Consider the following 23,122-nt stretch of genomic DNA (forward strand, 5'->3'; position numbering starts at 1 on the left):
AACTATGAAGAATACCATGTAAAAATACCAAAATGCGGATAATTTAATGAATGATTTATTCAGGAAGTTACACTCCCATACCTGCCGCCACCGCCAGCTTTTATTTCTAAATCCCCTTCCCGCATCCGAATGATAGAGGCTGCTAGTTTTTCGGGTACGATCTCCTGCAGTTCCTCAAATGGAACATGGTGAATCACATTCATTTCTGTATCAAAATGGGATAATAGCTTTTCAAATGTTTTGGGACCAAGCTTCGGCAAATATTCCAATGGAACCTGATACAAATATGGCGGCCGTTCCATATTGCTGCCATCCGCATTGGATAACTCCTGTATCCGGTCATACACCCCTTTGATAATTTTAGTTGAATGACACGTATGACATTGATCTGCATCAGGTGATAATGGTTCGAGACACTGACTGCAAACCGTTGTATAATATTTCCCCAAATGCGGATTCATGCCAAAGTTCTGTTTGATGCCTCGCCCGTTAACATTGCCCAGTGCCCATTCAAATTCTTTAAAAGAAGGCTCATCCATCATAATTTCCTGATATTCTCTCGCTATTTTCGCAAGCGAGTGCGCATCTGAATTCGATACAAATGTGTAATCGTGCAGTTCGGCAATTTGATCAGCCATCATCGTATCTGAACTCAGACCCAGCTCAATGGCATCAATCAAGTCCGGATCGAATACTTCTTTTAAAGATTGGCGAACACCTTTTCCGTATAAGCTTTTAAACGGAGTAAATGCATGAGCAATAATAAACAGCCCGGAAAGTTCCTTTACTTTATATTGCAGTTCCTTTGCTGAACCATAATATCGCTGGGAGCTCAATGTGACATTTTTCATCTTTCCTGTCAGCCACTCCGTGAACTTCCCGATTGCCGCAAGTGTTGGGAAAAAGCAAAGCACATGAATTTGTCCGTGGCAGTTTTCATCATATACTTCAATCTCCGCCCCCGGCAGCAGTGTAACCTTTTCGAAACGAACTCCTCCATCCGCCAGTTCATATGCTTTTCCAGCATCAATCAGCTGCTTTATTTCTTCTTGTACTGCCGGAGCATGGCTGTCAATCACCCCCGCCATGTGGATGCCCTTGTTACGGCTTGCTTCTTTCAAAATATTTGTCAGCGTCAACGTCTTGGCACCCGTTATTTTTACCGGTTTATTGTACATATCCCTGCCGATATGAATGTGCAGATCGGTGAAAAATGAATTCAGCATTTCCTACATCCTTTCTAGTAATTCAAGATACAACATTGCATAGTTTGTCTTCGCATCATGAATGCGTTGTTCTCGTACATACTGTTTTGCTTCGTCCAGTGTCAGTTCAAGCAATTCAACAAACTCATCATCATCACCCGTAACCGCATTTTTCAGTGGTTCCAAGTCTTCCGTTATATAGATATACATGATTTCATCCGCAAATCCCGGCGAAGTATAAAATGATGTAATCAACTTCAAATTACTAGTCGTGTAACCTGTCTCTTCCTCCAGTTCACGAACGGCAGTTTTTTCAGGTTTTTCACCGGGTTCCAATTTACCGGCCGGAATTTCCACCAGTGATTTTTCCAGCGGCTTACGATATTGTTCAACAAAGACAATTTTTTTATCCTTTGTAACCGGAATGACCGCTACTGCACCCGGATGCTTAATCAGTTCCCTTTTCGCTGTTTCACCATCAGGAAGTGTGACATCATCCACCTGCAGTTTAACGACCTTTCCATCATATATGTGTTCCGTATGAATGGTTTTTTCTTCAAATTTTTTCATTTATCGGTCCATCCTTTTCTTTCAGCACTATTTTCATTCTAACACACCTGTTTAGTTGAATTTAGCAGAAACAGTTTTCTACAATGGAGATAAGAACATTTACTGGAGGGAACGACATGAAAAAAAATCAACTCGGTCAATCGAATTTAAATGTTTCTGAATTAACGCTTGGATGCATGTCTTTGGGGACAGATCGGCAAAAAGCAAACGATATTATCGATGCTGCCTTGGATGCCGGTGTTAACCATCTGGATACTGCTGATTTATACGATTTTGGTGTAAACGAGGAACTTGTCGGTAAGACAATCAAAAACCGGCGGGATCAGATTATTTTAACGACGAAGGTTGGCAATCATTTTAATAAGGATAAACAAGACTGGTTCTGGGACCCTTCACCTGATCATATCAAGAAAGGTGTTAAAGACAGTCTTCACCGTTTAAATACAGACTATATCGATTTTTATATGCTGCACGGCGGTACCATTGATGATCCGATTGACGAAACGATTGGGGCATTTGAGTCACTAAAACAGGAAGGTGTTATTCGTGCATACGGCATCTCTTCCATTCGCCCCAACGTCATTCGTGAATATGTAAAACGTTCCAATATAGATGGCGTTATGATGCAGTACAACATGCTTGACCGGCGATCGGAAGAGGAAATACTTGATTTACTGCATGCGAACAACATCAGTGTGCTGGCTAGAGGTCCACTTGCAAAAGGTATGCTCAGTAATAAAGCCACTGAGCAGATTAACAAAAAAGGTCAGGACGGATTTTTGGACTATTCCTTTGAAGAACTTAAAGCGGTTAACCAAAATCTTACTGAACAATTCGGTGATGAACATTCGTTTAATGAGCTGGCCCTGAAATATGTGCTCAAATCCCCTGCCGTTGCTACTGCCGTGTTTGGTGCAAGCTCAACTGACCAGGTAACAGAAAATACTGCGTTCGATCATTCCAGAGCTTTGACTGACGAAACATATGAAGCTTTACAGCAAATTACAAAAGCAATTCAATATACGAACCACCGATAAAGCGAAAAAAAGTGGCATGGACAGCTTATTGTTATGCCACTTTTTTATTACAGATTTTTAAGTAGCGATATACTCGTTTTTACCCTTATCCAATCGCCGAAATATATCCGCGATTTTACACCGGATATCCATGATTTCGAACTCGATATCCGCGATTTTGGAATTTCGCCCCCACCTCTACAATAAATTTCCATTGCTAAAATGACAGTTAATTGCATATAATAGGAACAAATGTTCTAGTTCGAAAGTAGTGGTGGCAATGAATTATTCAAGCTATCCAAGAAATGATGTGCTGTGCATCGATATGCGTTCCTTTTATGCAAGTGTTGAGGCTGTCAAGCTGGGCGAGGATCCGATGACAGTTCAACTGGCTGTGGTCGGGGACACAAATCGGCCGGGAAGTATTGTTTTGGCGGCTTCTCCGACATTGAAGAAAAAACATGGTATCAGTAATGTCAGCCGCTTTTTTGAACTTCCTGATGATCCGGAAATTGTTATTGTTGCAGCGCATATGGCTGATTATCTGGAGGTCTCTGTTGAAATCACCCGCCTGATTAATCAATACGTGCCGAAAGAGGCTATTCATCAATACTCTGTTGACGAGGTGTGGGTAACTGTAAACGGACTGGAAAAACAGTTCGGCAATCGCCGGGAGGTTGCCATGTCCATTAAACAGGAAATTTTGGAAAGCTTCGGCCTCACCTGTTCCATTGGTATAGGCGACAATAAATTCCTTGCAAAAGTTGTAATGGATCTGCATGCCAAAAAAACAGGTATAGCCGAATGCAAATATGAAGATGTAGAAGAAAAATTGTGGCCAATCCCTGTTCAGCGTATTTGGGGAATCGGACGGAGAATGCAACGCAATTTAAACCGAATGGGAATTGTGAATTTGGGACATCTCGCCAACTTCCCGTTAAAAACCTTAAAAAAACGCTTTGGCATTATGGGGGAGCAACTCTACTGGCATGCCTGGGGGATGGATTTCAGCCCTGTCTTCGGCAATTTTACTAAAACAGAACAAAAGGGATTTGGCCATGGCATTTCCCTATTGCGGGATTACTCCGGAGAAGAAGTCGCCGCCTGTGTTCTTGATCTCTGTGAAGAAGCCTGCCGCCGGGCGCGAACAGCAGGAAAAGCCGGGCGAACAATACATCTTGGAATTGCATACTCCAAAGAAACAGGCAGCGGTTTCAACCGGTCAAGATCTGTCCTGCTTCCGACCAATATTACAATGGATGTTTACGGGACTGCTATGCAGCTTTTCCGTGAATTTTACGATGGAATCAGTAAAATCAGGCATGTCTATGTTACCCTGGATAATCTTTATGATGATGGTAAAACACAACTTAATTTATTCGATAATAAACTGAAGCAAAAAGATATTGGCTTTGTAATGGACACAATCCGCGACAAGTATGGGACAACTTCCATTTTAAGGGCCACAAGCTATACCGATGCCGGCATCACTATCGACCGAAGTCATAAAATTGGCGGTCATCAGGCGTAAGGAAAGCGTTACTTCTTATCAAATTGCTTTTTTAAAAGCCGTTCCAAAGCCCGTGGGAACAAATGATACAATTTACTGCCTAGTTCCATCCAGCCCGGTAAATTAATTTCCCGCTTGTCCGTAAAAAGTGCTTTTACCACTTTCACCGCCACTTTATCAGGATTAAGCATATAGCGCTCAATGTTTTTCTGATAATCTCCGGTTGGATCGGCACCAGCAAAAAAGTTGGTGTTTACAGGCCCCAGATTAACCGATGTAACACGGATATTGTATTCTGTTGTTTCCAGACGGAGTGAATTGGTAAATCCGAGAACAGCGTGTTTGGTTGCAGCATAAACAGCAGCTTTCGGAGTAGCAATTTTACCGGCCTGTGAAGCAACGTTGATAATATGTCCTTCATTATGCTGCATAAAATGCGGCAACAAACATTTTGTCCCCTGCATAAGTGCAAATACGTTCAATTGAAACATCTGTTCAACATCGGACCACAGCATGTTCCGGACATAGTCAAACACAGCTGCACCGGCATTATTAATCAGCCCGTGAATTTGTGTATGGTCTGAAATAATTTGATTGATTACGTTAACGAGTTCCTTTTGATTCAGCAAATCGGCTTGATAAGCATAACTGTCTACCTGACAGACCTTCTTAATTTGCATCTGCTGATTTTTGAGTTTATTGATAGAACGGGCAACCATAATCGGAATCCCGCCATTTTCAGCAATTTGCCAGGCTATTCGTTCACCAATACCGCTTGACGCACCAGTTATGATAATCTTTTTACCAGCAATTCTATTTTGCATAGTAGTAATAGACTCCATCCTGAAGAAATTTCCCCGCGAGATGCTCATCTTCCAGATAATCTAGTTGGCCAACTGTTTCAGATATGGTTAAATCCAATTGTTTTTCATATTGTTTCGTAAAAATTTGCCGGCAAATTTCAAATACAGACTGTGCATGATCCTTCAAGAGCGTAAGTACCTTATTAGCACGCTGCTTCTGTTTTTCCAGTCGATACGGCACTAAAGATGCAACATCCGAGAAAACTTCGCCGTGTCCGGGAAACACGTTGCTGATTCCCAGTGTCTGACACTTCTTCAGATTGTCCCGGTATTGCAGCATCGGTCTCGGGCGTTCATCCCCATCAATTGGTGCCTCAAGCAGCGGATTTGGTGAAATATGATGGAGCAAATGATCACCGCCTAAGAATGCCCCATCAGACTCACGGAGAAACGATAAGTGACTTTGGGCGTGGCCTTTTGTGTCAATAACCTGCCAGTCTTCATGACCCGGCAGAACATCCCCTTCTTGGATAGCAATACCCACGTGGCCGGTGCCTGAAAAATCCAGCGGTGTCCGAAGTTTCTTTAATACGTCACGATACTTGGACGGCACCCCGCACTTCATAAAGAAATCCGCAAAAAATTGCTCGTAATGCTGAAAAAATGCTTCGTTTCTGGACAGCCATAAATCAACGTTTTGATGTGCTGCTATATTCTTAACCCGTGGAAATTCTTCAATAAGCCCAATATGATCCGGGTGGTGGTGTGTCAGAATAATTTGTTCAATATCCTCCGGGAAGTATCCAAGTTCTTTTAATTGAACCGTTAACGCTTCCCAGGCTTCCTTTGTTTTAACACCTGCATCAACCAGCGAGAGTGTGTCCCCTTTGAGCAGGTATACATGGGTATCCCCCACTGCAAATGGTGTCGGTACGGTTATCTGGCTGATTGTTTTATCCATTACTTTCATGTTTTCACTCCCCAAATGAATGACTGTTCAGTTTAGTATATTGTATATCCATTACGGCAAAAAGTCACATAAAGGGCATTTAGTTTGCAAATAGCCTGTGGATTGCTTCAGTTAAAATATCAGGCAAATAATCAAAACTGTACGTCAGTTCCAACCGCTCTGTCCATTGATGCGGATCCTTTCCCAATGGCCCGATATTCAAAATCGGCATCGTAAGCTGTTCCATAACATCTTCTGGAAAATCAAAACCATTATTCTGCAATGGCATATTGGTAGTCAGCTGCTGCAATTTACTTTGTGATGTATCCGGTCCGATAAAACTCAAATCGGACAGACCGGTAAAAAATTCAGCAACCGTCAGATTCTTGTTAAATTGTTTATTTGTATACGTTTTAACATAATCCATGACATCCTGAATTTTCGCATCATCATAGGATGACACAGCAGGATAAAATGGCGGACTGTAGAATAAGATAATCATTGGTGCAAGGTCTTTGCACATTGCGGCCAGTTCCTGAACCAATAATGTGGAAAAATCACGATCTCCGGAATTACGCTGGCTGACGAGCAGATTTTCTCGGCGCTCCACTTCTTTTACACCATGACGTTGCACAGCTTCCGCATACAGTTCATCGTACATCATAACATTAACCCGCGAATCAGGCATTGTAAAATCGTCAGCTACTTCCGCAAACCGACCAGCCTTGAGCCGGATGTAATCCTCCATTTCGCGGGCGGCAGTCTCCGCACCTGCCAACAATTTTTTATTGATTTCCGCAAATGATTGTTTCAGATATAACACATTATACATCGCAATTGCAGCATGTGGGGTTTGAACAGAATACTCCTCCTTCAAATCACGCTGCATCAGGCTGATAGGCGGAGGGGTAACTTCATCACCAATTTTTTCGATAAACGATTCATTTAACTCCAGCTGCTGGGATAAAAAACCCGTCATCAGGTTCGGGTTGATTCCGGCAAAAGGCTCGCCTACGTGTGATGCTTTTCCATAGCAGTAGAAACCTGGAAGCACCTTGCCGATGGAGCCTGTATAAACATAGTAATTCGTATCCCCCGGATATTTACTGAACATCGGCTCACCATTCAGACATGCTGTATATGTAAACTGTTCTTCCTGCTTTAACTGATCCAGAACAGGAAGCGCCGTCAGCATTCCCATTGAATTGACCTCTTCATCCGGAACAGTAAGCAGCAGAATATTTCCATCAAACTCGCCTTCAATAGCCCGCTCGAGCATGGAAAAGTGTAAGGAAACCCCTGCTTTCATATCCATCGCGCCGCGGCCGAATAACCAATCACCGGTTTTGAGATCTCTTTGGACTTCTTCCGGAAGACTGCCGCGTATCGCCTTCATCTCTTTTGTAAGTTCACGTGGATAAAATGCAAGATTTTCAAGTGAACCATAATCCTCAACCCCAACTACATCAAAATGGCTCAATAAAATAATTGTATCGGAAGTACTTCCATTTTTCACAAGGGCTGTCAGGAGTTGTCTGCCATCTGACAGTGGATGCAGTTTTAAATAATCCGGATTATCCCGAAAGTATTTTTTCTGTGCCAGTAAATGCCGCATGTATTCCGCCAAAGCAATTTCAGCATTGCTTCCCGTTATACTCTGGTGTTCAACAAGAGAACACAATAATTCCGTCAATTGTTCTTTTGTCTGCCAGTGTTTCATATGTTTTGCCCCCCATAAAAATTGACTTCTTATTTAAAATAAAACACAATCGAAGAAGAGGTGAACGAATTGTCAACTACCATCATAGCCCATCGAGGCGCCAGCAGGTCAGCTCCTGAGAATACCATGTCCGCCTTTGAACTCGCATACCAGTCAGGTGCAGAAGGAATTGAAACAGACGTGCAGCTGACAAAGGATAATGTCCCTGTAATAATGCACGATGAACGTCTGAAACGGACAACAAACGGTACCGGTTACATAAAAGACTATACTTTATCTCAGCTGCAGCAGCTTGACGCCGGCACCTGGTTTTCAACAAAATTTTCGGGTGAAACGATAATTTCACTTCATGAACTGCTTCAATGGCTGCGCAATAAGCAATTATATTTAAACATTGAGCTGAAAAATAATAAAATAGACTATAAGAATCTGGAAAACATCGTTGTTGATATGATATCACAATTCCAACTGCAAAACCGCACCACTATTTCAACATTTAACCCAAAAAGTGTGAGAAGGTTAAGCACAATAGCAAACCAGATTGATATTGCGTTCTTAACATCAAAACGCAGGAAAAGGTTGGTTGAAAATGCCAAGTTGTTGGGCGCAAGCGCAGTACATATAAAATACCCTCTGCTCAGTAATCGTCTGATCCAGCAATGTAAACAGGAAAACATACCGGTTCGCGTTTATACCGTGAACAGCACAAACCGCATGCAACGCTGTTTCGACTATGGAAGTGATGGCATCTTTACCGATATACCCGAACAGGCCTTGCAGTGCCGTGAACAATTTAACAATCAATCGACATAGCATGCAAGACATTATTTTCCGCGAGTTGAACTGTGAAGTTACCTTAAAAGAGAATTGCTATGTCTCTTTGATTAAAAAGATGTAACAGACACAGTGGAATTGGTTACCAATGGACTGCATGCAGTAGAAATTGTCCAGAATGAACGTGCAGACCTTATGATTAGTGACAACACATTATTTCTGAATTCAAATCAGGATAAAGAGGCTGCCGATACAGAAGTATAAACACACTGCACCACAACTATACAGACAAGGATGGAAATGACTATGGAACTGATTTTTCTTGGTACCGGTTCAGGAATCCCTTCCAAAAACCGGAATGTTTCAGCACTCGCATTAACCCTATTGCAAGAAGAGAACAGCATCTGGCTGTTCGATTGCGGGGAAGCAACGCAGCACCAGATTATGCACACTTCCATTAAACCGAGGAAGATTAATAAAATTTTTATCACCCATTTGCACGGTGATCACATTTTTGGCCTGCCTGGATTTCTTAGCAGCAGATCCTTCCAGGGAGGTGATGATGAATTAACCATTTACGGTCCGCCTGGCATAAAACAATATGTGGAAACCAGTCTGAAAGTGAGTGGAACACATCTTACCTATCCCCTTTCTGTTGTTGAATTTACAGAAGGCAAGGTAGTTGAAAATAACAATTTTACTGTCCGTACAAAAAAACTGGAACACGGCATTGCCAGCTACGGGTTTCGCATCGTTGAAAAAGATAAACCGGGTTCTCTTTTAGTTGAAAAATTACAAGACCAAGGAATTATGCCTGGTCCAATTTATCAGCTAATAAAGGAAAATGATGTGGTTACTACAAATGATGGAAAGATAATTCATCGTGATCGCTTTCTTGGGCCGGCAAAGAAAGGGCGTATTATTACCATAATGGGGGATACGAGAAATTCCGATAGGTTCCGGGAGTTTGCGGTTGATTCGGATATACTCGTACACGAAGCGACATTTGACCATTCCAAAGCAGATCTTGCCCGTCAATATTTTCACTCAACCACTGTAGAGGCTGCTACGCTTGCAAGAGACAGCCAAACAAAAAAGTTACTGTTGACGCATATATCATCCCGGTATCAAAAGGATGAATCGCAAAAATTGCTCCATGAAGCACGGACTGTTTTTTCAAACACAGAACTTGCGCACGATTTCTGCAGGGTAAAAGTAGATTCCAAATAGAGGGTTTGATTTTTGATGGAACAATTTGACCAACTTGTAAACAGACAAAGGGAATTTTTCCGCAACGGTAAAACGCTGGATTATGCATTTCGCAAATCCCGATTAAACAAAATAAAACACATGTTGAAACGTTATGAATCAGAAATATACCATGCATTGCAAAATGATTTAAACAAATCCGCCCAAGAGACGAAAGAATCCATTTCGATAAAATGGATTCTTTCGTTTGTAAGACATTATCCCATTATTATAAAAAGAACGGAACTTTTTCTGCTTTCAGCAATAACGATTATTTCCGCAAAATCTTCTCCATCGTTTTTCCCTTTGCCAACTCATCAATCAGCTTATCCAGATAGCGAATTTCCTGCATAGTTGGCTCCTCGATGTCTTCCACTCGAACACCGCAAATCACACCTTTAATCAGCGTTCGTGATGAATTCAGTTGGGGAGCTTCCGCAAAGAAAGTCTCAAAGTCTGTCTGTTTTTCCAGCTGCGCCTCTAACTCTTCCTGGCTATACCCTGTCAACCATAGGATAATTTCATCGACTTCTGTTTTTGTACGCCCTTTTTTCTCCGCTTTCGTGACATAGTGAGGATAGACACTTGCGATACTCATTGTATAAATTTTATGTTTGGTCATGATAATCTCTCCCTTTCGTAAACATAGGATACCATTACGAATATACGTTCTTTATTCATATTACTTTAATTCGATGGGAACTGCAAATCAGTACAGAATGTCAGAACACAAAAAAATAAGTCTTATCCCATCATTTAAGGATAAAACTTATTATATCTTCTAAGAACTACTATTTTATCTGCTTTGTTTTCAACTGCTTATTTTTCATTTTCTATGATTTGAAGTGTTTCATCAAATTCACGATTTACTTCGGCATTTGGTTTATAAGTCATTAAACTGACGACCACTGTAATGATAAGGTTTAATACAAAACCAGGAACAATCTCATACAATACACCTGAAAGCTCTGAATTACCCCAGACAAATACAGTAATTGCACCTACAGCCATACCGGCCAGTGCACCAATACCTGTGATTTTTCTCCAATAGATGGAAAGTAATATGATCGGTCCGAATGATGCGCCAAATCCTGCCCATGCAAATGCTACTAATCCAAGGATTGTATCATTTTGCTGCCATGCAAAGATCATTGCCACAATCGAGACAATCAGTACAGCGATACGTCCCAGTGTTACATATCTTTGTTCCGACGCCTTCGCATTAAATAAATCCTTATAAATATCCTCAACAAGAGCTGAAGACGTAACAAGCAATTGAGAAGAAATTGTACTCATTATCGCTGCCAATACTGCCGCAAGCATAATTCCGGCAATAAAAGGATGGAAAATGACCTGACCAAGATCGATAAAGACTGCTTCCGGGTCTGTTATGGAAGCGTTCGGATTTTGCTGGAAGTAAGCAATCCCGATTAAAGCAGTAAATGTTGCACCGATAAGGCTGAGAATCATCCAGCCAATACCTATACGTCTTGCGGATTTCGTTTCTTTAACAGACTTAATTGCCATAAATCGTACGATGATATGCGGCTGGCCAAAATAACCAAGCCCCCATGCCAAGCTGGAAATAACTCCTGCAGTTGTCGCAGTGGCAAACAAACTTAACATATTTGGATCCACCTGACGGATAGAGTCAAATGTTTCGGCTGGACCCCCTGTCACAAAAATACCGATTGCCGGTACAAGAATCAATGCCAAAAACATAATCAGACCCTGTACAAAGTCTGTATAGCTAACTGCGAGAAATCCTCCAAAAAGTGTATATGCGATAACAACTGCTGAACAGAGGATCAGTCCTGTATGATAATCAAGTCCAAACGAGCTCTCAAAGAATACTCCACCCGCGACCATTCCGGAAGAAACATAGAATGTGAAATATACTAAAATAATGACACCGGATACAATGCGCAAAATTCGTGAATTTTCCTTCAGTCTGTTATCCAAAAAACTCGGTATTGTAATTGAATCATCAGAAACTTGAGTATAGGCACGAAGACGTGGTGCGACAAAAACCCAGTTTAAATACGCACCTATTGTCAGCCCGACTGCAATCCAAACTTCAACAAGACCTGAAACATAAATTGCACCGGGAAGTCCCATTAAGAGCCACCCCGACATATCAGACGCGCCGGCACTCAATGCGGTAACTGCCGGGCCGAGTGAACGGCCGCCAAGCATATAATCTGATAAGTTACTAGTACGTTTAAATGCATACCATCCAATTAATAACATTCCAACCATGTAAATAATAATGGCTAAAAGTTGATAAACATCCCCTGACATACTAACTCCCCTTTCAAAGTATTTTTTGTTAATCTTCAGATAACAAAGATTTTAATGGGACAGAAATGCCCAGGATCGTAAAAAACCTTTCTCATTTTATTCTGGTAATACATGCAGTTAACAGGACAGATGCTGAAACAACCAGCGCACCAACTATAATTGGTCCTTTTCTTAATTTTTTTTCTTCTGTATAGAACGTATCCTGCAATACAAGGTTAATATTTTGTGGCCGTTCTGCGAGTCTGCGCATAAAGTAACCAAACCAGTCATTGCCAAAAGGGATATACGTACAGAAATTATAACCCTCCTCTGCCAGACCATAATGCATCTCTGTTCGGAATCCATAAAGCATTTGAAATTCAAAATTTTCTTTGCTGATCTGATTTTCTTTAACAAATTTCTTTAATTCATTGATGATATTATGGTCATGTGTAGCAATGGAAGTGAATGTATTCCCAAGCAGACGTTCCTTGGCCATTTTCATGAAATTGCGATCAATATCCTCTTTGGATTGGTATGCTACAACATCACTTTCTTTATATGCACCCTTCACCAGGCGGATTCTGATATCTTTCAGTTGTTCAAGATCTTTTTCTGCACGATAAAGGTAGGATTGTATAACTGTACCAACATTTTGGTATTGTTCGCTAAGCATTTGTAGAATATCCAACGTTTTTTCATAATGAACATACTTTTCCATGTCAATATTAATGAAAATATTGTACTCTGATGCTTTGGACAGAATCTCCCTCATGTTTTCAACACAAAATTCCTGCTCAATATCCAGACCCAGCTGTGTTAATTTCACCGACATGTGACAATCCAGATTTTCATTATGAATTCGCTCTAAAATCCGGATAATATCATTTTTTGCCTCATTGGCTTCAGATTTATCTTTTACAAATTCACCCAGATTATCTAGAGTTGCGGTGATACCTTTTTGGTTCAGCCCTTTGACTACTTTTGTAACGCTTTCAATATTCGTGCCGGCAACAAACTTTTCCGCTCCCAGCTTGAAGCCCCATTTCTTTGCATTTGTATTCAATAATTTATTATTTGATAAACCAATGAAAAAATCTCTTGTTAAATTGGCCATAATAACTAGCTCCTTTAAACATGTGTTTCATTCGCTGTAAACAACACATACACAATAATAAGTTTTATGGAATTTAAAATTGGCAATGGATATTAGCTGAGACAGTCTTTAAACTGCCCCAGCCACCAAATTTATTAAAACGTTTCAGAAACCATTTTGGCTTCAAGAAAATGCTGCAGATAATCCGGTCCGCCGGCTTTCGAATCAGTACCGGACATTTTGAATCCGCCAAATGGATGGTAACCAACAATTGCAGCAGTACATCCACGGTTGAAGTATAGATTACCAACATTAAAAGAATACCTAGCTTTGTTCAGATGTGAACGGTTGTTGGAAATGACAGCGCCGGTCAGACCATATTCCGTATTGTTGGCGATTTCCAGCAGTTCGTCAAAGTTGGAAGCTTTCGCAAATCCGACTACTGGCCCAAAAATTTCCTCCTGCATGATTCTTGCTTCAGGATCCACATCTTTAAAAATCGTCGGGTGGACAAAATAACCTTTTGCATCATCTGTTTCCCCGCCAAAAGCCAACTGTCCTTCATTTTTGCCGATTTCAATATATTCTTTAATTTTATCGAATTGTTTTTGGTTAACAACTGCACCCATATAGACATTTTTATCTGCTGGGTTGCCGACTCTAATCAATTTTTCCGTCAAAGCGATTGATTTTTCAAGCACTTCGTCATAAACATCTTCATGAATCACTGCTCTTGAACATGCGGAACATTTTTGACCTGAGAATCCAAACGCAGAATTAACGATGGAATCTGCTGCAAGGTCAAGATCTGCATCTTTGTCAACTATAATTGTATCCTTGCCGCCCATCTCAGCAACTACTCGTTTAAGGAATGTTTGTCCTTCCTGCACTTTTGCAGCACGTTCCATAATTCGAGTTCCGGTTGCACGGGAACCAGTGAAATTGATGAAGTGTGTATCTTTATGATCTACTAAATAGTCACCGATTTCTGCAGGATCACCGGGTACAAAGTTGAGTACTCCTTTTGGCAGTCCGGCTTCTTCCAGTACTTCTGCAAGTTTGTAAGCGATAACCGGTGTATTTTCAGATGGTTTCAACAGTACAGGGTTACCCGCAACAATTGGTCCAACAGTCGTTCCTGCGACAATCGCAAACGCAAAGTTCCATGGCGGAATCGTTACGCCAGGTCCCATCGCCTGGTAAAAGTAAGTGTTTTGTTCATTTGCACGGTCATTTATCTCTTTTCCTTTTTCAAGCTCAACCATCTGGCGTGCATAATATTCCATGAAATCTATTCCTTCTGCAGTATCACCATCTGCCTGATTCCACGGTTTACCAGCATCATATACAAGCCATGCAGAAAACTCGTGCTTACGGCGACGTACAATAGCTGCAGCTTTATATAGAACGTCTGCACGTTCTGCTGCTGTCCATGAGCTCCATGTCTTAAAGGCTTCCAGCGCAGAATCCATCGCCTGATCCACATGCTCTTTTGTAGCTTTGGATACTTTTCCTATCAATTGCGATTTATCAGCAGGATTATAAGATGAAAGTTTATCATCTGTATATATCTTTTCTCCATTTATTATCAATGGATACTCCTGACCTAACTCACCCTGAACTTTTTCAAGAGCGGACTTAAATTCACTGATATTTGATTCAACTGTAAAATCTGTAAATGGTTCATGTTTGAATGGTAGTACCAAAATAAAACCTCCTAATAACTATTTGCTGATACGAGAAATTAAAAGCATAAAGAGCCTTTTTTCTCTCTACCAGTTATAAAGCAAAAATCATGCCAACAAACCTTATTTTGTATTTGCATTGAATGGAATCGCTTACACAACAATGGTTATAAAAATTTATTTTTTTGTGACAACTATTAATTTCAGGGAAAGGGATTGTTAAGTTTCTTTACATAGTTGTAAACTGAGTGTACAATTAATTTACAACACAGTTTAATATGTGATGGAGTGATTATGTGGAGAATAATTTATTTTTTCATCTGAAAGCTGTACTTAAAGCCGAAGATGATGCCATAACTATCATCAATAATCAAGGTATGGTGTTGTACTGGAATGATGCTGCTATCCAGACTTACAATATCAACGAGTCAGAAATTACAAATAAAAAAATTACTGAGTTTTTCCATACAGAGGACCTTATGATCTTGAAAGTGCTTAAGACCAGAGAAGCCGTTAATAATGTCTATCATCGTCCAAGAAAGGATAAGCATGTTGTGATAAACGCATCTCCGATATTTGATGATAAAAGTAACATTATCGGAGCTGTATCGGTCGAAAGAGATATAACACAGGTTGTAAAACTGAATGACAACCTGGAAACTACATCAGCAGAACTGGATGAATTAAAGAAAAAAATGCATGCAAATGAACCAACCTCTCCCTTTTCAAAGCTGGTTGGAAGAAGTTTGCCATTACAGCAAACAATACAAATAGCACAAAAAGCTGCGAATACTGAAACGACAGCATTAATACTGGGAGAAAGCGGAACTGGAAAAGAAGTATGTGCAAGAGCAATTCATGAAGCAGGCCCCCGAAAGGATGCACCATTTATTCCGGTCAATTGCGGTGCCATTCCCGGAGCATTATTTGAAAGTGAATTATTTGGTTATGAAGGCGGATCATTTACTGGAGCCGAAAAAAACGGGAAGGCAGGAAAAATTGAAATGGCAGATGGGGGTACATTATTCCTGGATGAAGTTGGTGAGCTTCCGTTGGAAATGCAAGTAAAGCTGCTCCGCGTTCTGCAGGAGAACCTTATTTATCGTATAGGGGACTCAACCGGCAGAAAGGTAAACGTCCGTTTTATAGCAGCTACCAACCAGAATCTTGTCCAATTAATAGAAGAAAAACAATTTCGCACGGATTTATATTACCGTTTAAACGTTATTCAGCTGACAATGCCGCCACTAAGAGAAAGAATCGACGATATCCCTGAACTGGCAGATCTATTTTTGAAACAGTTCGCAACAAAACATCAAATGGTTAATTCCCAAATCAATGATGAAGCCTTTCAACTGCTTCTTAATTATGATTGGCCCGGGAATGTCAGGGAACTGCGAAATATGATGGAAAGACTTATAATTCTTTCCGAAAAACCTATTATTACTAAGGACGATATACAAAAACTCCTCCCTCATATGATGGACGTACAAGCAAATGAAAAAGCTGAAATAAACCCATCACTGCCTACAGAAAAAGAAAATATCGAACAACAATTGATTAAAAATACACTTGTCCAGACTAATGGAAATAAATCTGATGCAGCAAGAAAGCTGGGGATTTCCCGGGTAACTCTCTACAATAAGTTGAAAAGATATGATATTAACGTCTAGGTTGATTATAAGTTTATTTTTTACCTAAAAACTCCCCTTGGACAAAGCATCCAAGGGGTAAATTGGCATCTTTATAAAAGTTATTTACATAAATATTGTAAAACTTTTAACCTAAAAGCTGACCGAATGTCATCACGTTCTCTGCATGAGCCTACTTAACTGATGGTATTCTTTGAGCGTGTAAATGGAATCAATTTCCACATTAGCGGATTCAATTGCAACCTTCAATGTATCCAAACAAGTGAACAAAGGCACTTGATGGGAAGCGGACAGATCACGTGCCCTTCGCCCTGTTTCCTCTTCCTGGAATCCGGATGTCAAAATGACTGCACCTGCTAATAATTGTTCATCATACAGGTTTTTTAATTTTTCATGACTAGTTACCTCATAAGCGAATATTCCATTTTCTGATAAATACCTGCTAGTTTCTTGTGTAGCAAATAACTGAAATTTGCTGTTCAATTGGTGTATTTCCGGTAAACTGGACAATCGTTGATTCTCTGCTACCGAACAGAATAAATATGGCTTTTCAACGTTCCCTTCCAGGACAGAGCCGGTTGAACGTATTGCTTTTGCCAGGGCTTGCTGAAATGTTTCAGCAATACCGATAATTTCACCCGTTGACTTCATTTCCGGTCCAAGTGCAGGATCCACTCCCTTCAGCTGGAAAGATGAGAACGAAGGTGCCTTAACCGTATAGTTCTCAAATGATCCTGGCAACGTATCATGCGTTAATTTCTCGCCCAGCTGTACTCGGACGGCATGATGAACAAGGGGTACCTTCGTAACCTTACTGATTAATGGAACCGTTCGTGATGCACGTGGGTTGACTTCCAATACGTGAACTACTCCATTCACAAGAATAAATTGTATGTTAATCAAACCAACTACATGTGCATGCCTACAGATAGCTTTTGTATAATCAATCATGGCATCCTGCTGTGGTTTCGATAAATTTACCGGCGGAACCGACGCCATACTGTCACCGGAATGGACACCTGCCTTTTCAACATGCTCCATTATCCCGGGGATTATGATGTTGTCACCATCACTGACACAATCCAGTTCCGCCTCAATTCCGTCAGCGTATTTATCAACAAGAATCGGCCAGGCACTATCATGTAAATGAGACAGTTCCTTAAAATAATCGGTTAAATCTTCCTCATTATGAAGAACATGCATGGACTGACCGCCAATTACATATGAAGGCCGAACAAGGACAGGATAACCTATCCTGTTTACACAAGCTTCAATCGCTTCCGGATTGTCGGCTGTCTCTCCTTCAATGTGTGGGATATTTAATTGATTCAGCATTTGATAAAAATCATTTCTGTCTTCCAGTAAATTGACTGTCTCAACTGAAGTGCCAAAGATATTAACTCCGGCGGATGCCAGGTCCTTTGCAAGGTTTATTGCTGTCTGCCCGCCGAATTGAATCATGACCCCGGAAACTTTCTCCTTCTGGATTACCGATAAAATATCTTCAACTGTCAACGGCTCAAAATACAGGCGGTCGGCAACAGTGCTGTCGGTACTGACTGTTTCCGGATTATTGTTGATAATAATCGTTGTATACCCGGCATCTTTCAACGCATACACACCATGAACCGAACAATAATCAAATTCCATTCCCTGACCGATCCGGATCGGTCCGGAACCGATGATCAGCACTTTCTTATTGTCATCCTCTGCAGTCTGACCTGAAGAAGTTTGCCATGTAGAAAAATAATATGGAACCTGGTTAGCAGACTTGGCTACTTCATAGTTTGGTGTCAATTGATTGTCAGACAGTAATGCCTGGATATTTGATTCGGTTGTACCAAGATATGACGCAAGAGCTTCATTACTGATTTGTATTTGTTTAGCCTGAAACAGCTTTTCAGTATCAATCGAATGCACGGATTCGTTTTTAAGACTTTCTTCCATGCTGACTATCCGATTTATTCCTTCCAAAAATTCCTGGCTGATTGCGGTATGATGAAAGATATCGCTGACCGATTTACCTTGTCGCAGCATTTCCGCAACAGCAAATAAGCGTAAATCAGTCGGCAATGTCATATGTTCCAGCAGAATCGCCTCATCCTGATTATTAACCATTGGGTGCGACAAATCTGTATGTCCCGAATCCAATGAACGAACCGCTTTATTCAATGCACTTTCAAATGTTAGATCAATTGCCATGGTTTCCCCGGTTGCCTTCATCTGCGTTCCCAGTTTTCTGCTGGCGGATGGGAATTTATCAAACGAAAAACGGGGCATTTTAAGAACTGTATGATCGATGACCACATCATAAACCTCGAAATTTTTATCCGGAAAATATCTGTCCAATGAATGACCCAAGGCGCATTTTGCTGATAACTTGGCAATCGGACATGCAGTAGCTTTCGACGCCAGTGCTGAAGAGCGGCTGACTCGCGGATTCACTTCAATTACATAGTATTGTTCCGTTTCCGGGTCGATTGCAAATTGTATATTACAGGCACCGACAACACCCAAACGTTGTATAATTCGGATGGCTGCAGAACGAAGTTTTTGATAAGCCGATTCACTTAACGTCTGTACAGGCGCGACTACGATAGAGTCACCTGTATGTACCCCGACAGGATCCACATTTTCCATCCCGCAAACAATGACACAATCATCATTTACATCGCGGATTACTTCGAATTCGATTTCCTGCCAGCCTTTGATGCTTTTTTCCAAAAGCACCTGGTTAATGGGGCTTGATTGCAATCCGCTCGCAACAAATGATTGCAATTCCTCCTCATTTGCGGCAAACCCGCCGCCGGCTCCTCCCAGTGTATATGCGGGACGTATCATAACTGGATAACCAATATCCTTTGCCTTATCCAACGCCAATTCAATACTGCTGATAATATGGGATTCAGGAACAGGTTCTTCCATTTCCTGCATGAGGCTACGGAATTTATCACGATCTTCACCATTTTGAATGGATTCCATAGATGATCCGATTAACTGAACATCGTATTGATCAAGCAGGCCCGCATTGCAGACATTCATTGTCAAATTAAGTCCGACCTGCCCGCCTAAAGTTCCGATCAAATAGTCAGGTTGTTTTTTCTGAAATATTTTTTCAACCGTTTGTACTGACATGGGTTCCATATAAATGTAATCGGCAACCGTTTCATCTGTCATAATTGTGGCTGGGTTGTTATTAAGAAGAACGACTTCCAACCCTTCCTCTTTTAATGCGAGACATGCCTGTGTCCCCGAATAATCAAACTCGGCTGCCTGCCCGATTACAATCGGTCCTGACCCAATAACAAGCACCTTTTTATTAGCATTTCCGTTTTTATTATCATTCATGAAGATTCACCCCTTGATCGCAGTATTTATTCACTGATAGATACTTCCTTACTAACCGATTCGAGCACAGCACGAAACCGTTCAAAAAACAATAACAAATCATTCTCCGTTATATTGAGCGCCGGAAGCAAGCGAACGACATTCGGTCCAGCCATCGTAATTAATAAGTTTCTATTGATTCCAGTTGTGACCAGGTCAATAGCGGGCCCATCTACAACAATACCGACCAGCAATCCTTTTCCCCTGATAGATTTAATTTGTGGAAATTCTTCCTGTAACTTCTTTAAACCTGTGAAAAGTTTTTCACTCATTTCCATACAATTGTCCAGGATGTTCGAATTCACTATTTCAGAAAGAGTTGAAACTCCGGCAGCAGAAGCTAATGGGTTTCCTCCAAACGTGCTGGCATGACTGCCCGGCTGAAAAGCATTTGCCACCTCTTCTTTGGCCAGCATGGCGCCAATCGGGAATCCTGATCCAAGACCCTTGGCAAGTGTTATAATATCCGGCTCAAATCCATACTCTTCATAGGCAAACAATGTACCGGTCCGCCCCATCCCTGTCTGCACCTCATCAATCACGATTAGTATTTTTTCATCATTGCAGATCCGCACAAGTGCATTAACCCAATTGTGGTCAGCGGGTATAACACCACCTTCTCCTTGCACCAGTTCAAGCATAACTGCTGCTGGAGGATTTTCCCTCAGCCAACGCAAACTATCAAAATCGTTGTAAGTTAAAAAAGTGAATCCCTGCACCAAAGGCTCGAAGCCAACATGAAGCTTTTCCTGTCCCGTTGCACTTAATGCCGCCATTGTTCTGCCATGAAACGATTGCTGAAAAGCCGCGATCGTTTTGTTATCCTGATTATATGCACGTACCAGTTTAATAGCTGCTTCATTTGCTTCCGCCCCACTATTGCAAAAAAACACCTGATCCAAACAACTATACTCCGTGAGCAAATCAGCAAGCTGTTGCTGCGGCCCAATTTGATATAAATTAGAACAATGCCAAACGTGATCAAGCTGGCTTGTGATGGATTTTTTTACCTCATCCGGAACATGGCCAAGATTGCATGTGGCGATGCCCGCCGCAAAGTCCAGATATTCCTTTCCGTCAGCATCCCAGACGTAACTTCCTTTTGCCTTATCCACCGTTATTGGAAAACGGTTGTACGTATTCATCAGACTCGATTTTATTTTTTCCATTTATGGTTCATCCTCCCTTCTGAACCTTCATCATACTGACATCCTCAATAACAGTACCCACATTCTTACCCTTTATTAAATCGAGCAGGCTATTTTCTTCCAGTCCACTAAGGATAACGACCTTTTTTACACCCTGATGCACACAATCCAATGCGGCCTGCACCTTAGGAACCATTCCACCGAAAATGGAACCAGTCTTCACCATTCGGTCAGCTTTTTCCTGATCCAGATGTGGAACAAGTTTTCTTGACTCCATAACACCGGGGATATTGGAAACAAAATACAATGGTGCTTCTAATTGTATGGCAATAGCAGCAGCGGCAAGATCTGCGTTAATATTCCAGCGCTGACCATGTTTATCCGCAGATATCGGCGAGATTACCGGTATAATTTGCTGTGCTGTCATGCCATTTATTCCATCCGCATTAACAGATTTTATCTTGCCTACAAACCCAAGCTGCTGATCTGTATACATCTTCTCGGCTTCAAGCAGCATACCGTCAACACCACTTAACCCATAGGCATTTCCCCCGACTTTCGTTATACCGCGAACAATTTTTTTATTAACAAGGCCTGATAGCACCATCTCCGTAATATCGAGTGTTTCTTCGGTTGTTACACGCATTCCATCAATAAACTGAGATTCCACATTCAGTCTTTGCAGATAATCGGAAATATCCGGGCCGCCGCCATGCACAATAATCGGTTGAATACCGTGTTCTTCAGCTAAATCGACAACATTTTGGTAAAATGATTCCGGTAACTGATCCAGTACACTTCCTCCACATTTTATAACCACGTATGACATAAACAGACCTCCCTATGTTCGATAGGAAGCATTGATTCGTACATAATCGTACGAAAGGTCACATCCCCATGAATAAGCTTCCTGATTACCATCGTGCAAATCTACAGTAATCTGAATTTCCTTTTCATTTTCTAAATAGTATTGAACACCAGATTCATCAAATTCCAATGGCATACCATTTCCGACAATTTCCGTATCTCCTATTGACACTGACACCTTTTCCGGATCAAGTTGAATACCACTGTATCCGGCTGCGCAAATAATTCTTCCCCAGTTGACATCGGAACCGAATATTGCTGTTTTTACCAGACTGGACCCGACAATTGATTTACCAATTGCTTGTGCATCTTCCTGCAGCAGAGCACCTTTCACCAATACTTCCACCAGTTTGGTAGCCCCTTCCCCGTCACTCGCAATCTGTTTTGCCAGTTCAGTGCAGACAAGAGATAAACCATGTTGGAATAGTTGACGGTCTCCCTCATTATCCATCGTAATAGTGGAGTTACCAGTCATTCCATTAGCCATAACCATCACGGTATCATTTGTGCTCGTATCTCCATCAACGGTGATTGCATTAAATGTCTTGTTGACGGTGGATTGAAGCGCACAATGAAGTGCCTCTGCTTCAATTGCCGCATCTGTGGTCAAAAAAGCAAACATTGTTGCCATATTCGGATTAATCATTCCGGAACCTTTCGCAGAACCCCCGATGGTTACAGTCCGACCATCTATTTGCAACTGTACCGAAGCGGACTTGGTAAATGTGTCTGTCGTCAATATTGCCTGATTAAAATTTTCATCGATGGATTCTTCCATCGTAATTTGTTCAATTCCATTTTTAAGCTTATCCATTGGAAGTTGTTCACCAATAACACCGGTTGAATTCACTGCAACATCATGGTCTTTCAACCCCACTTTTTCAGCAAACCAATGGCGCATTTGATATGCATTGTGAAGTCCTTGTTCACCAGTACATGCATTGGCTATCGCAGAATTCACAATTAATCCCTGCAGCAATTGCTCGGTGGCTATGCTTTCTTTTGTGACTTTAAGCGGTGCGGCCTGAAATAGATTAGTAGTATATACAGCTGCTGCATTTGCGGGAGCTTCTGAATACAACCAGGCCAAATCCTTCCGTTTACGACGCATGCCGCAGTGCAACCCACCGGCATGGAACCCTTTTGGTGCTGTAACTCCCTCTTCCATGACGCTCAAATTATTAATAGGCTGTTTGGTTTCTACCACCATGA

The 23,122-nt window shown here is 41.3% G+C and carries 19 protein-coding genes; 6 read left to right on the forward strand and 13 right to left on the reverse strand.

Features of this window, described 5'->3' with window-relative positions; genetic code table 11:
• Positions 1 to 59 precede the first annotated feature (59 nt).
• Together HUX68_RS04210 and HUX68_RS04215 are read right to left on the reverse strand one after the other, a co-directional pair.
• The gene (locus HUX68_RS04210) at positions 60 to 1,226 is read right to left on the reverse strand and encodes an endonuclease Q family protein (RefSeq protein WP_174613664.1); all 1,167 of its coding nucleotides are present in this window, start codon (positions 1,224 to 1,226) and stop codon (positions 60 to 62) included.
• A gap of 3 nt (positions 1,227 to 1,229) precedes the next feature.
• Positions 1,230 to 1,775 carry an NUDIX hydrolase gene (locus HUX68_RS04215; RefSeq protein ID WP_174613665.1) on the reverse strand — a complete coding sequence of 182 codons (546 nt, stop codon included), beginning with the start codon at positions 1,773 to 1,775 and terminating at the stop codon, positions 1,230 to 1,232.
• A gap of 116 nt (positions 1,776 to 1,891) precedes the next feature.
• On the opposite strand from HUX68_RS04215, the gene HUX68_RS04220 reads away from it, so the two are divergent.
• Positions 1,892 to 2,812, forward strand: coding sequence for an aldo/keto reductase (locus HUX68_RS04220; RefSeq protein ID WP_174613666.1), 921 nt, complete (start codon positions 1,892 to 1,894; stop codon positions 2,810 to 2,812).
• Between the two features lie 259 nt (positions 2,813 to 3,071).
• On the forward strand, positions 3,072 to 4,322 hold the full coding sequence (locus HUX68_RS04225; protein WP_174613667.1) for a Y-family DNA polymerase: 1,251 nt from the start codon (positions 3,072 to 3,074) through the stop codon (positions 4,320 to 4,322).
• Between the two features lie 8 nt (positions 4,323 to 4,330).
• On the opposite strand, the gene HUX68_RS04230 is transcribed toward HUX68_RS04225, so the two are convergent.
• The 3 genes from HUX68_RS04230 to HUX68_RS04240 form a co-directional block, all read right to left on the reverse strand.
• Positions 4,331 to 5,125 (reverse strand): SDR family NAD(P)-dependent oxidoreductase, encoded by a 795-nt coding sequence (locus HUX68_RS04230; protein WP_174613668.1) that lies wholly within the window; start codon positions 5,123 to 5,125, stop codon positions 4,331 to 4,333.
• Positions 5,115 to 6,074, reverse strand: a complete 960-nt coding sequence (locus HUX68_RS04235; protein ID WP_174613669.1) for an MBL fold metallo-hydrolase — start codon at positions 6,072 to 6,074, stop codon at positions 5,115 to 5,117. Before HUX68_RS04235 ends, HUX68_RS04230 begins: the two co-directional genes overlap by 11 nt.
• Before the next feature lie 79 nt (positions 6,075 to 6,153).
• The gene (locus HUX68_RS04240) at positions 6,154 to 7,773 is read right to left on the reverse strand and encodes a M20/M25/M40 family metallo-hydrolase (RefSeq protein WP_174613670.1); all 1,620 of its coding nucleotides are present in this window, start codon (positions 7,771 to 7,773) and stop codon (positions 6,154 to 6,156) included.
• A gap of 69 nt (positions 7,774 to 7,842) precedes the next feature.
• Between HUX68_RS04240 and HUX68_RS04245 the strand changes: the two genes are divergently transcribed.
• The 3 genes from HUX68_RS04245 (at position 7,843) to rnz (ending at position 9,777) form a co-directional block, all read left to right on the forward strand.
• On the forward strand, positions 7,843 to 8,586 hold the full coding sequence (locus tag HUX68_RS04245; RefSeq protein ID WP_174613671.1) for a glycerophosphodiester phosphodiesterase: 744 nt from the start codon (positions 7,843 to 7,845) through the stop codon (positions 8,584 to 8,586).
• A gap of 93 nt (positions 8,587 to 8,679) precedes the next feature.
• On the forward strand, positions 8,680 to 8,811 hold the full coding sequence (locus HUX68_RS19400) for a hypothetical protein (RefSeq protein WP_281355687.1): 132 nt from the start codon (positions 8,680 to 8,682) through the stop codon (positions 8,809 to 8,811).
• Positions 8,812 to 8,853: 42 nt separating this feature from the next.
• Entirely contained in the window at positions 8,854 to 9,777 is a 924-nt protein-coding gene (rnz, locus tag HUX68_RS04250; protein WP_174613672.1) for a ribonuclease Z, read from the forward strand.
• A gap of 289 nt (positions 9,778 to 10,066) precedes the next feature.
• On the opposite strand, the gene HUX68_RS04255 is transcribed toward rnz, so the two are convergent.
• From HUX68_RS04255 to pruA, 4 genes are all read right to left on the reverse strand, one after another.
• Positions 10,067 to 10,417, reverse strand: a complete 351-nt coding sequence (locus HUX68_RS04255; RefSeq protein WP_174613673.1) for a DUF2200 domain-containing protein — start codon at positions 10,415 to 10,417, stop codon at positions 10,067 to 10,069.
• A gap of 197 nt (positions 10,418 to 10,614) precedes the next feature.
• Positions 10,615 to 12,096 (reverse strand): sodium/proline symporter PutP, encoded by a 1,482-nt coding sequence (gene putP, locus HUX68_RS04260; protein WP_174613674.1) that lies wholly within the window; start codon positions 12,094 to 12,096, stop codon positions 10,615 to 10,617.
• A 91-nt stretch (positions 12,097 to 12,187) separates the two neighbouring features.
• Positions 12,188 to 13,192 carry a proline dehydrogenase family protein gene (locus HUX68_RS04265; RefSeq protein WP_174613675.1) on the reverse strand — a complete coding sequence of 335 codons (1,005 nt, stop codon included), beginning with the start codon at positions 13,190 to 13,192 and terminating at the stop codon, positions 12,188 to 12,190.
• 134 nt (positions 13,193 to 13,326) lie between these two features.
• The gene (gene pruA, locus HUX68_RS04270) at positions 13,327 to 14,877 is read right to left on the reverse strand and encodes an L-glutamate gamma-semialdehyde dehydrogenase (protein ID WP_174613676.1); all 1,551 of its coding nucleotides are present in this window, start codon (positions 14,875 to 14,877) and stop codon (positions 13,327 to 13,329) included.
• 275 nt (positions 14,878 to 15,152) lie between these two features.
• Here pruA and HUX68_RS04275 point away from each other — a divergent pair, with 275 nt between their 5' ends.
• Positions 15,153 to 16,529, forward strand: coding sequence for a sigma-54 interaction domain-containing protein (locus HUX68_RS04275; protein ID WP_174613677.1), 1,377 nt, complete (start codon positions 15,153 to 15,155; stop codon positions 16,527 to 16,529).
• Positions 16,530 to 16,661: 132 nt separating this feature from the next.
• On the opposite strand, the gene carB is transcribed toward HUX68_RS04275, so the two are convergent.
• From carB to argJ, 4 genes are read right to left on the reverse strand one after another with little or no spacing between them, the layout of a single operon-like run.
• The gene (gene carB, locus HUX68_RS04280) at positions 16,662 to 19,856 is read right to left on the reverse strand and encodes a carbamoyl-phosphate synthase (glutamine-hydrolyzing) large subunit (RefSeq protein ID WP_174613678.1); all 3,195 of its coding nucleotides are present in this window, start codon (positions 19,854 to 19,856) and stop codon (positions 16,662 to 16,664) included.
• A 26-nt stretch (positions 19,857 to 19,882) separates the two neighbouring features.
• Entirely contained in the window at positions 19,883 to 21,064 is a 1,182-nt protein-coding gene (locus tag HUX68_RS04285) for an aspartate aminotransferase family protein (protein WP_174613679.1), read from the reverse strand.
• Positions 21,065 to 21,071: 7 nt separating this feature from the next.
• Positions 21,072 to 21,872: an acetylglutamate kinase gene (gene argB / locus HUX68_RS04290; RefSeq protein WP_174613680.1), complete on the reverse strand. Its 801-nt coding sequence runs from the start codon at positions 21,870 to 21,872 to the stop codon at positions 21,072 to 21,074.
• A gap of 12 nt (positions 21,873 to 21,884) precedes the next feature.
• Positions 21,885 to 23,120 (reverse strand): bifunctional ornithine acetyltransferase/N-acetylglutamate synthase, encoded by a 1,236-nt coding sequence (argJ, locus tag HUX68_RS04295; RefSeq protein ID WP_174613681.1) that lies wholly within the window; start codon positions 23,118 to 23,120, stop codon positions 21,885 to 21,887.
• Between the last annotated feature and the right edge of the window lie 2 nt (positions 23,121 to 23,122).

It is taken from the genome of Virgibacillus ihumii (genome assembly GCF_902726655.1).
GTDB lineage: Bacteria > Bacillota > Bacilli > Bacillales > Amphibacillaceae > Lentibacillus > Lentibacillus ihumii.

What these genes read in the sequence shown, in the direction of transcription:
- HUX68_RS04210 (WP_174613664.1), bottom strand. Translation starts at nt 1,226, where the DNA reads ATGCTGAATTCATTTTTCACCGATCTGCACATTCATATCGGCAGGGAT.
- HUX68_RS04215 (WP_174613665.1), bottom strand. Translation starts at nt 1,775, where the DNA reads ATGAAAAAATTTGAAGAAAAAACCATTCATACGGAACACATATATGAT.
- HUX68_RS04220 (WP_174613666.1), top strand. Translation starts at nt 1,892, where the DNA reads ATGAAAAAAAATCAACTCGGTCAATCGAATTTAAATGTTTCTGAATTA.
- HUX68_RS04225 (WP_174613667.1), top strand. Translation starts at nt 3,072, where the DNA reads ATGAATTATTCAAGCTATCCAAGAAATGATGTGCTGTGCATCGATATG.
- HUX68_RS04230 (WP_174613668.1), bottom strand. Translation starts at nt 5,125, where the DNA reads ATGCAAAATAGAATTGCTGGTAAAAAGATTATCATAACTGGTGCGTCA.
- HUX68_RS04235 (WP_174613669.1), bottom strand. Translation starts at nt 6,074, where the DNA reads ATGAAAGTAATGGATAAAACAATCAGCCAGATAACCGTACCGACACCA.
- HUX68_RS04240 (WP_174613670.1), bottom strand. Translation starts at nt 7,773, where the DNA reads ATGAAACACTGGCAGACAAAAGAACAATTGACGGAATTATTGTGTTCT.
- rnz (WP_174613672.1), top strand. Translation starts at nt 8,854, where the DNA reads ATGGAACTGATTTTTCTTGGTACCGGTTCAGGAATCCCTTCCAAAAAC.
- HUX68_RS04255 (WP_174613673.1), bottom strand. Translation starts at nt 10,417, where the DNA reads ATGACCAAACATAAAATTTATACAATGAGTATCGCAAGTGTCTATCCT.
- putP (WP_174613674.1), bottom strand. Translation starts at nt 12,096, where the DNA reads ATGTCAGGGGATGTTTATCAACTTTTAGCCATTATTATTTACATGGTT.
- HUX68_RS04265 (WP_174613675.1), bottom strand. Translation starts at nt 13,192, where the DNA reads ATGGCCAATTTAACAAGAGATTTTTTCATTGGTTTATCAAATAATAAA.
- carB (WP_174613678.1), bottom strand. Translation starts at nt 19,856, where the DNA reads ATGAATGATAATAAAAACGGAAATGCTAATAAAAAGGTGCTTGTTATT.
- HUX68_RS04285 (WP_174613679.1), bottom strand. Translation starts at nt 21,064, where the DNA reads ATGGAAAAAATAAAATCGAGTCTGATGAATACGTACAACCGTTTTCCA.
- argB (WP_174613680.1), bottom strand. Translation starts at nt 21,872, where the DNA reads ATGTCATACGTGGTTATAAAATGTGGAGGAAGTGTACTGGATCAGTTA.
- argJ (WP_174613681.1), bottom strand. Translation starts at nt 23,120, where the DNA reads ATGGTGGTAGAAACCAAACAGCCTATTAATAATTTGAGCGTCATGGAA.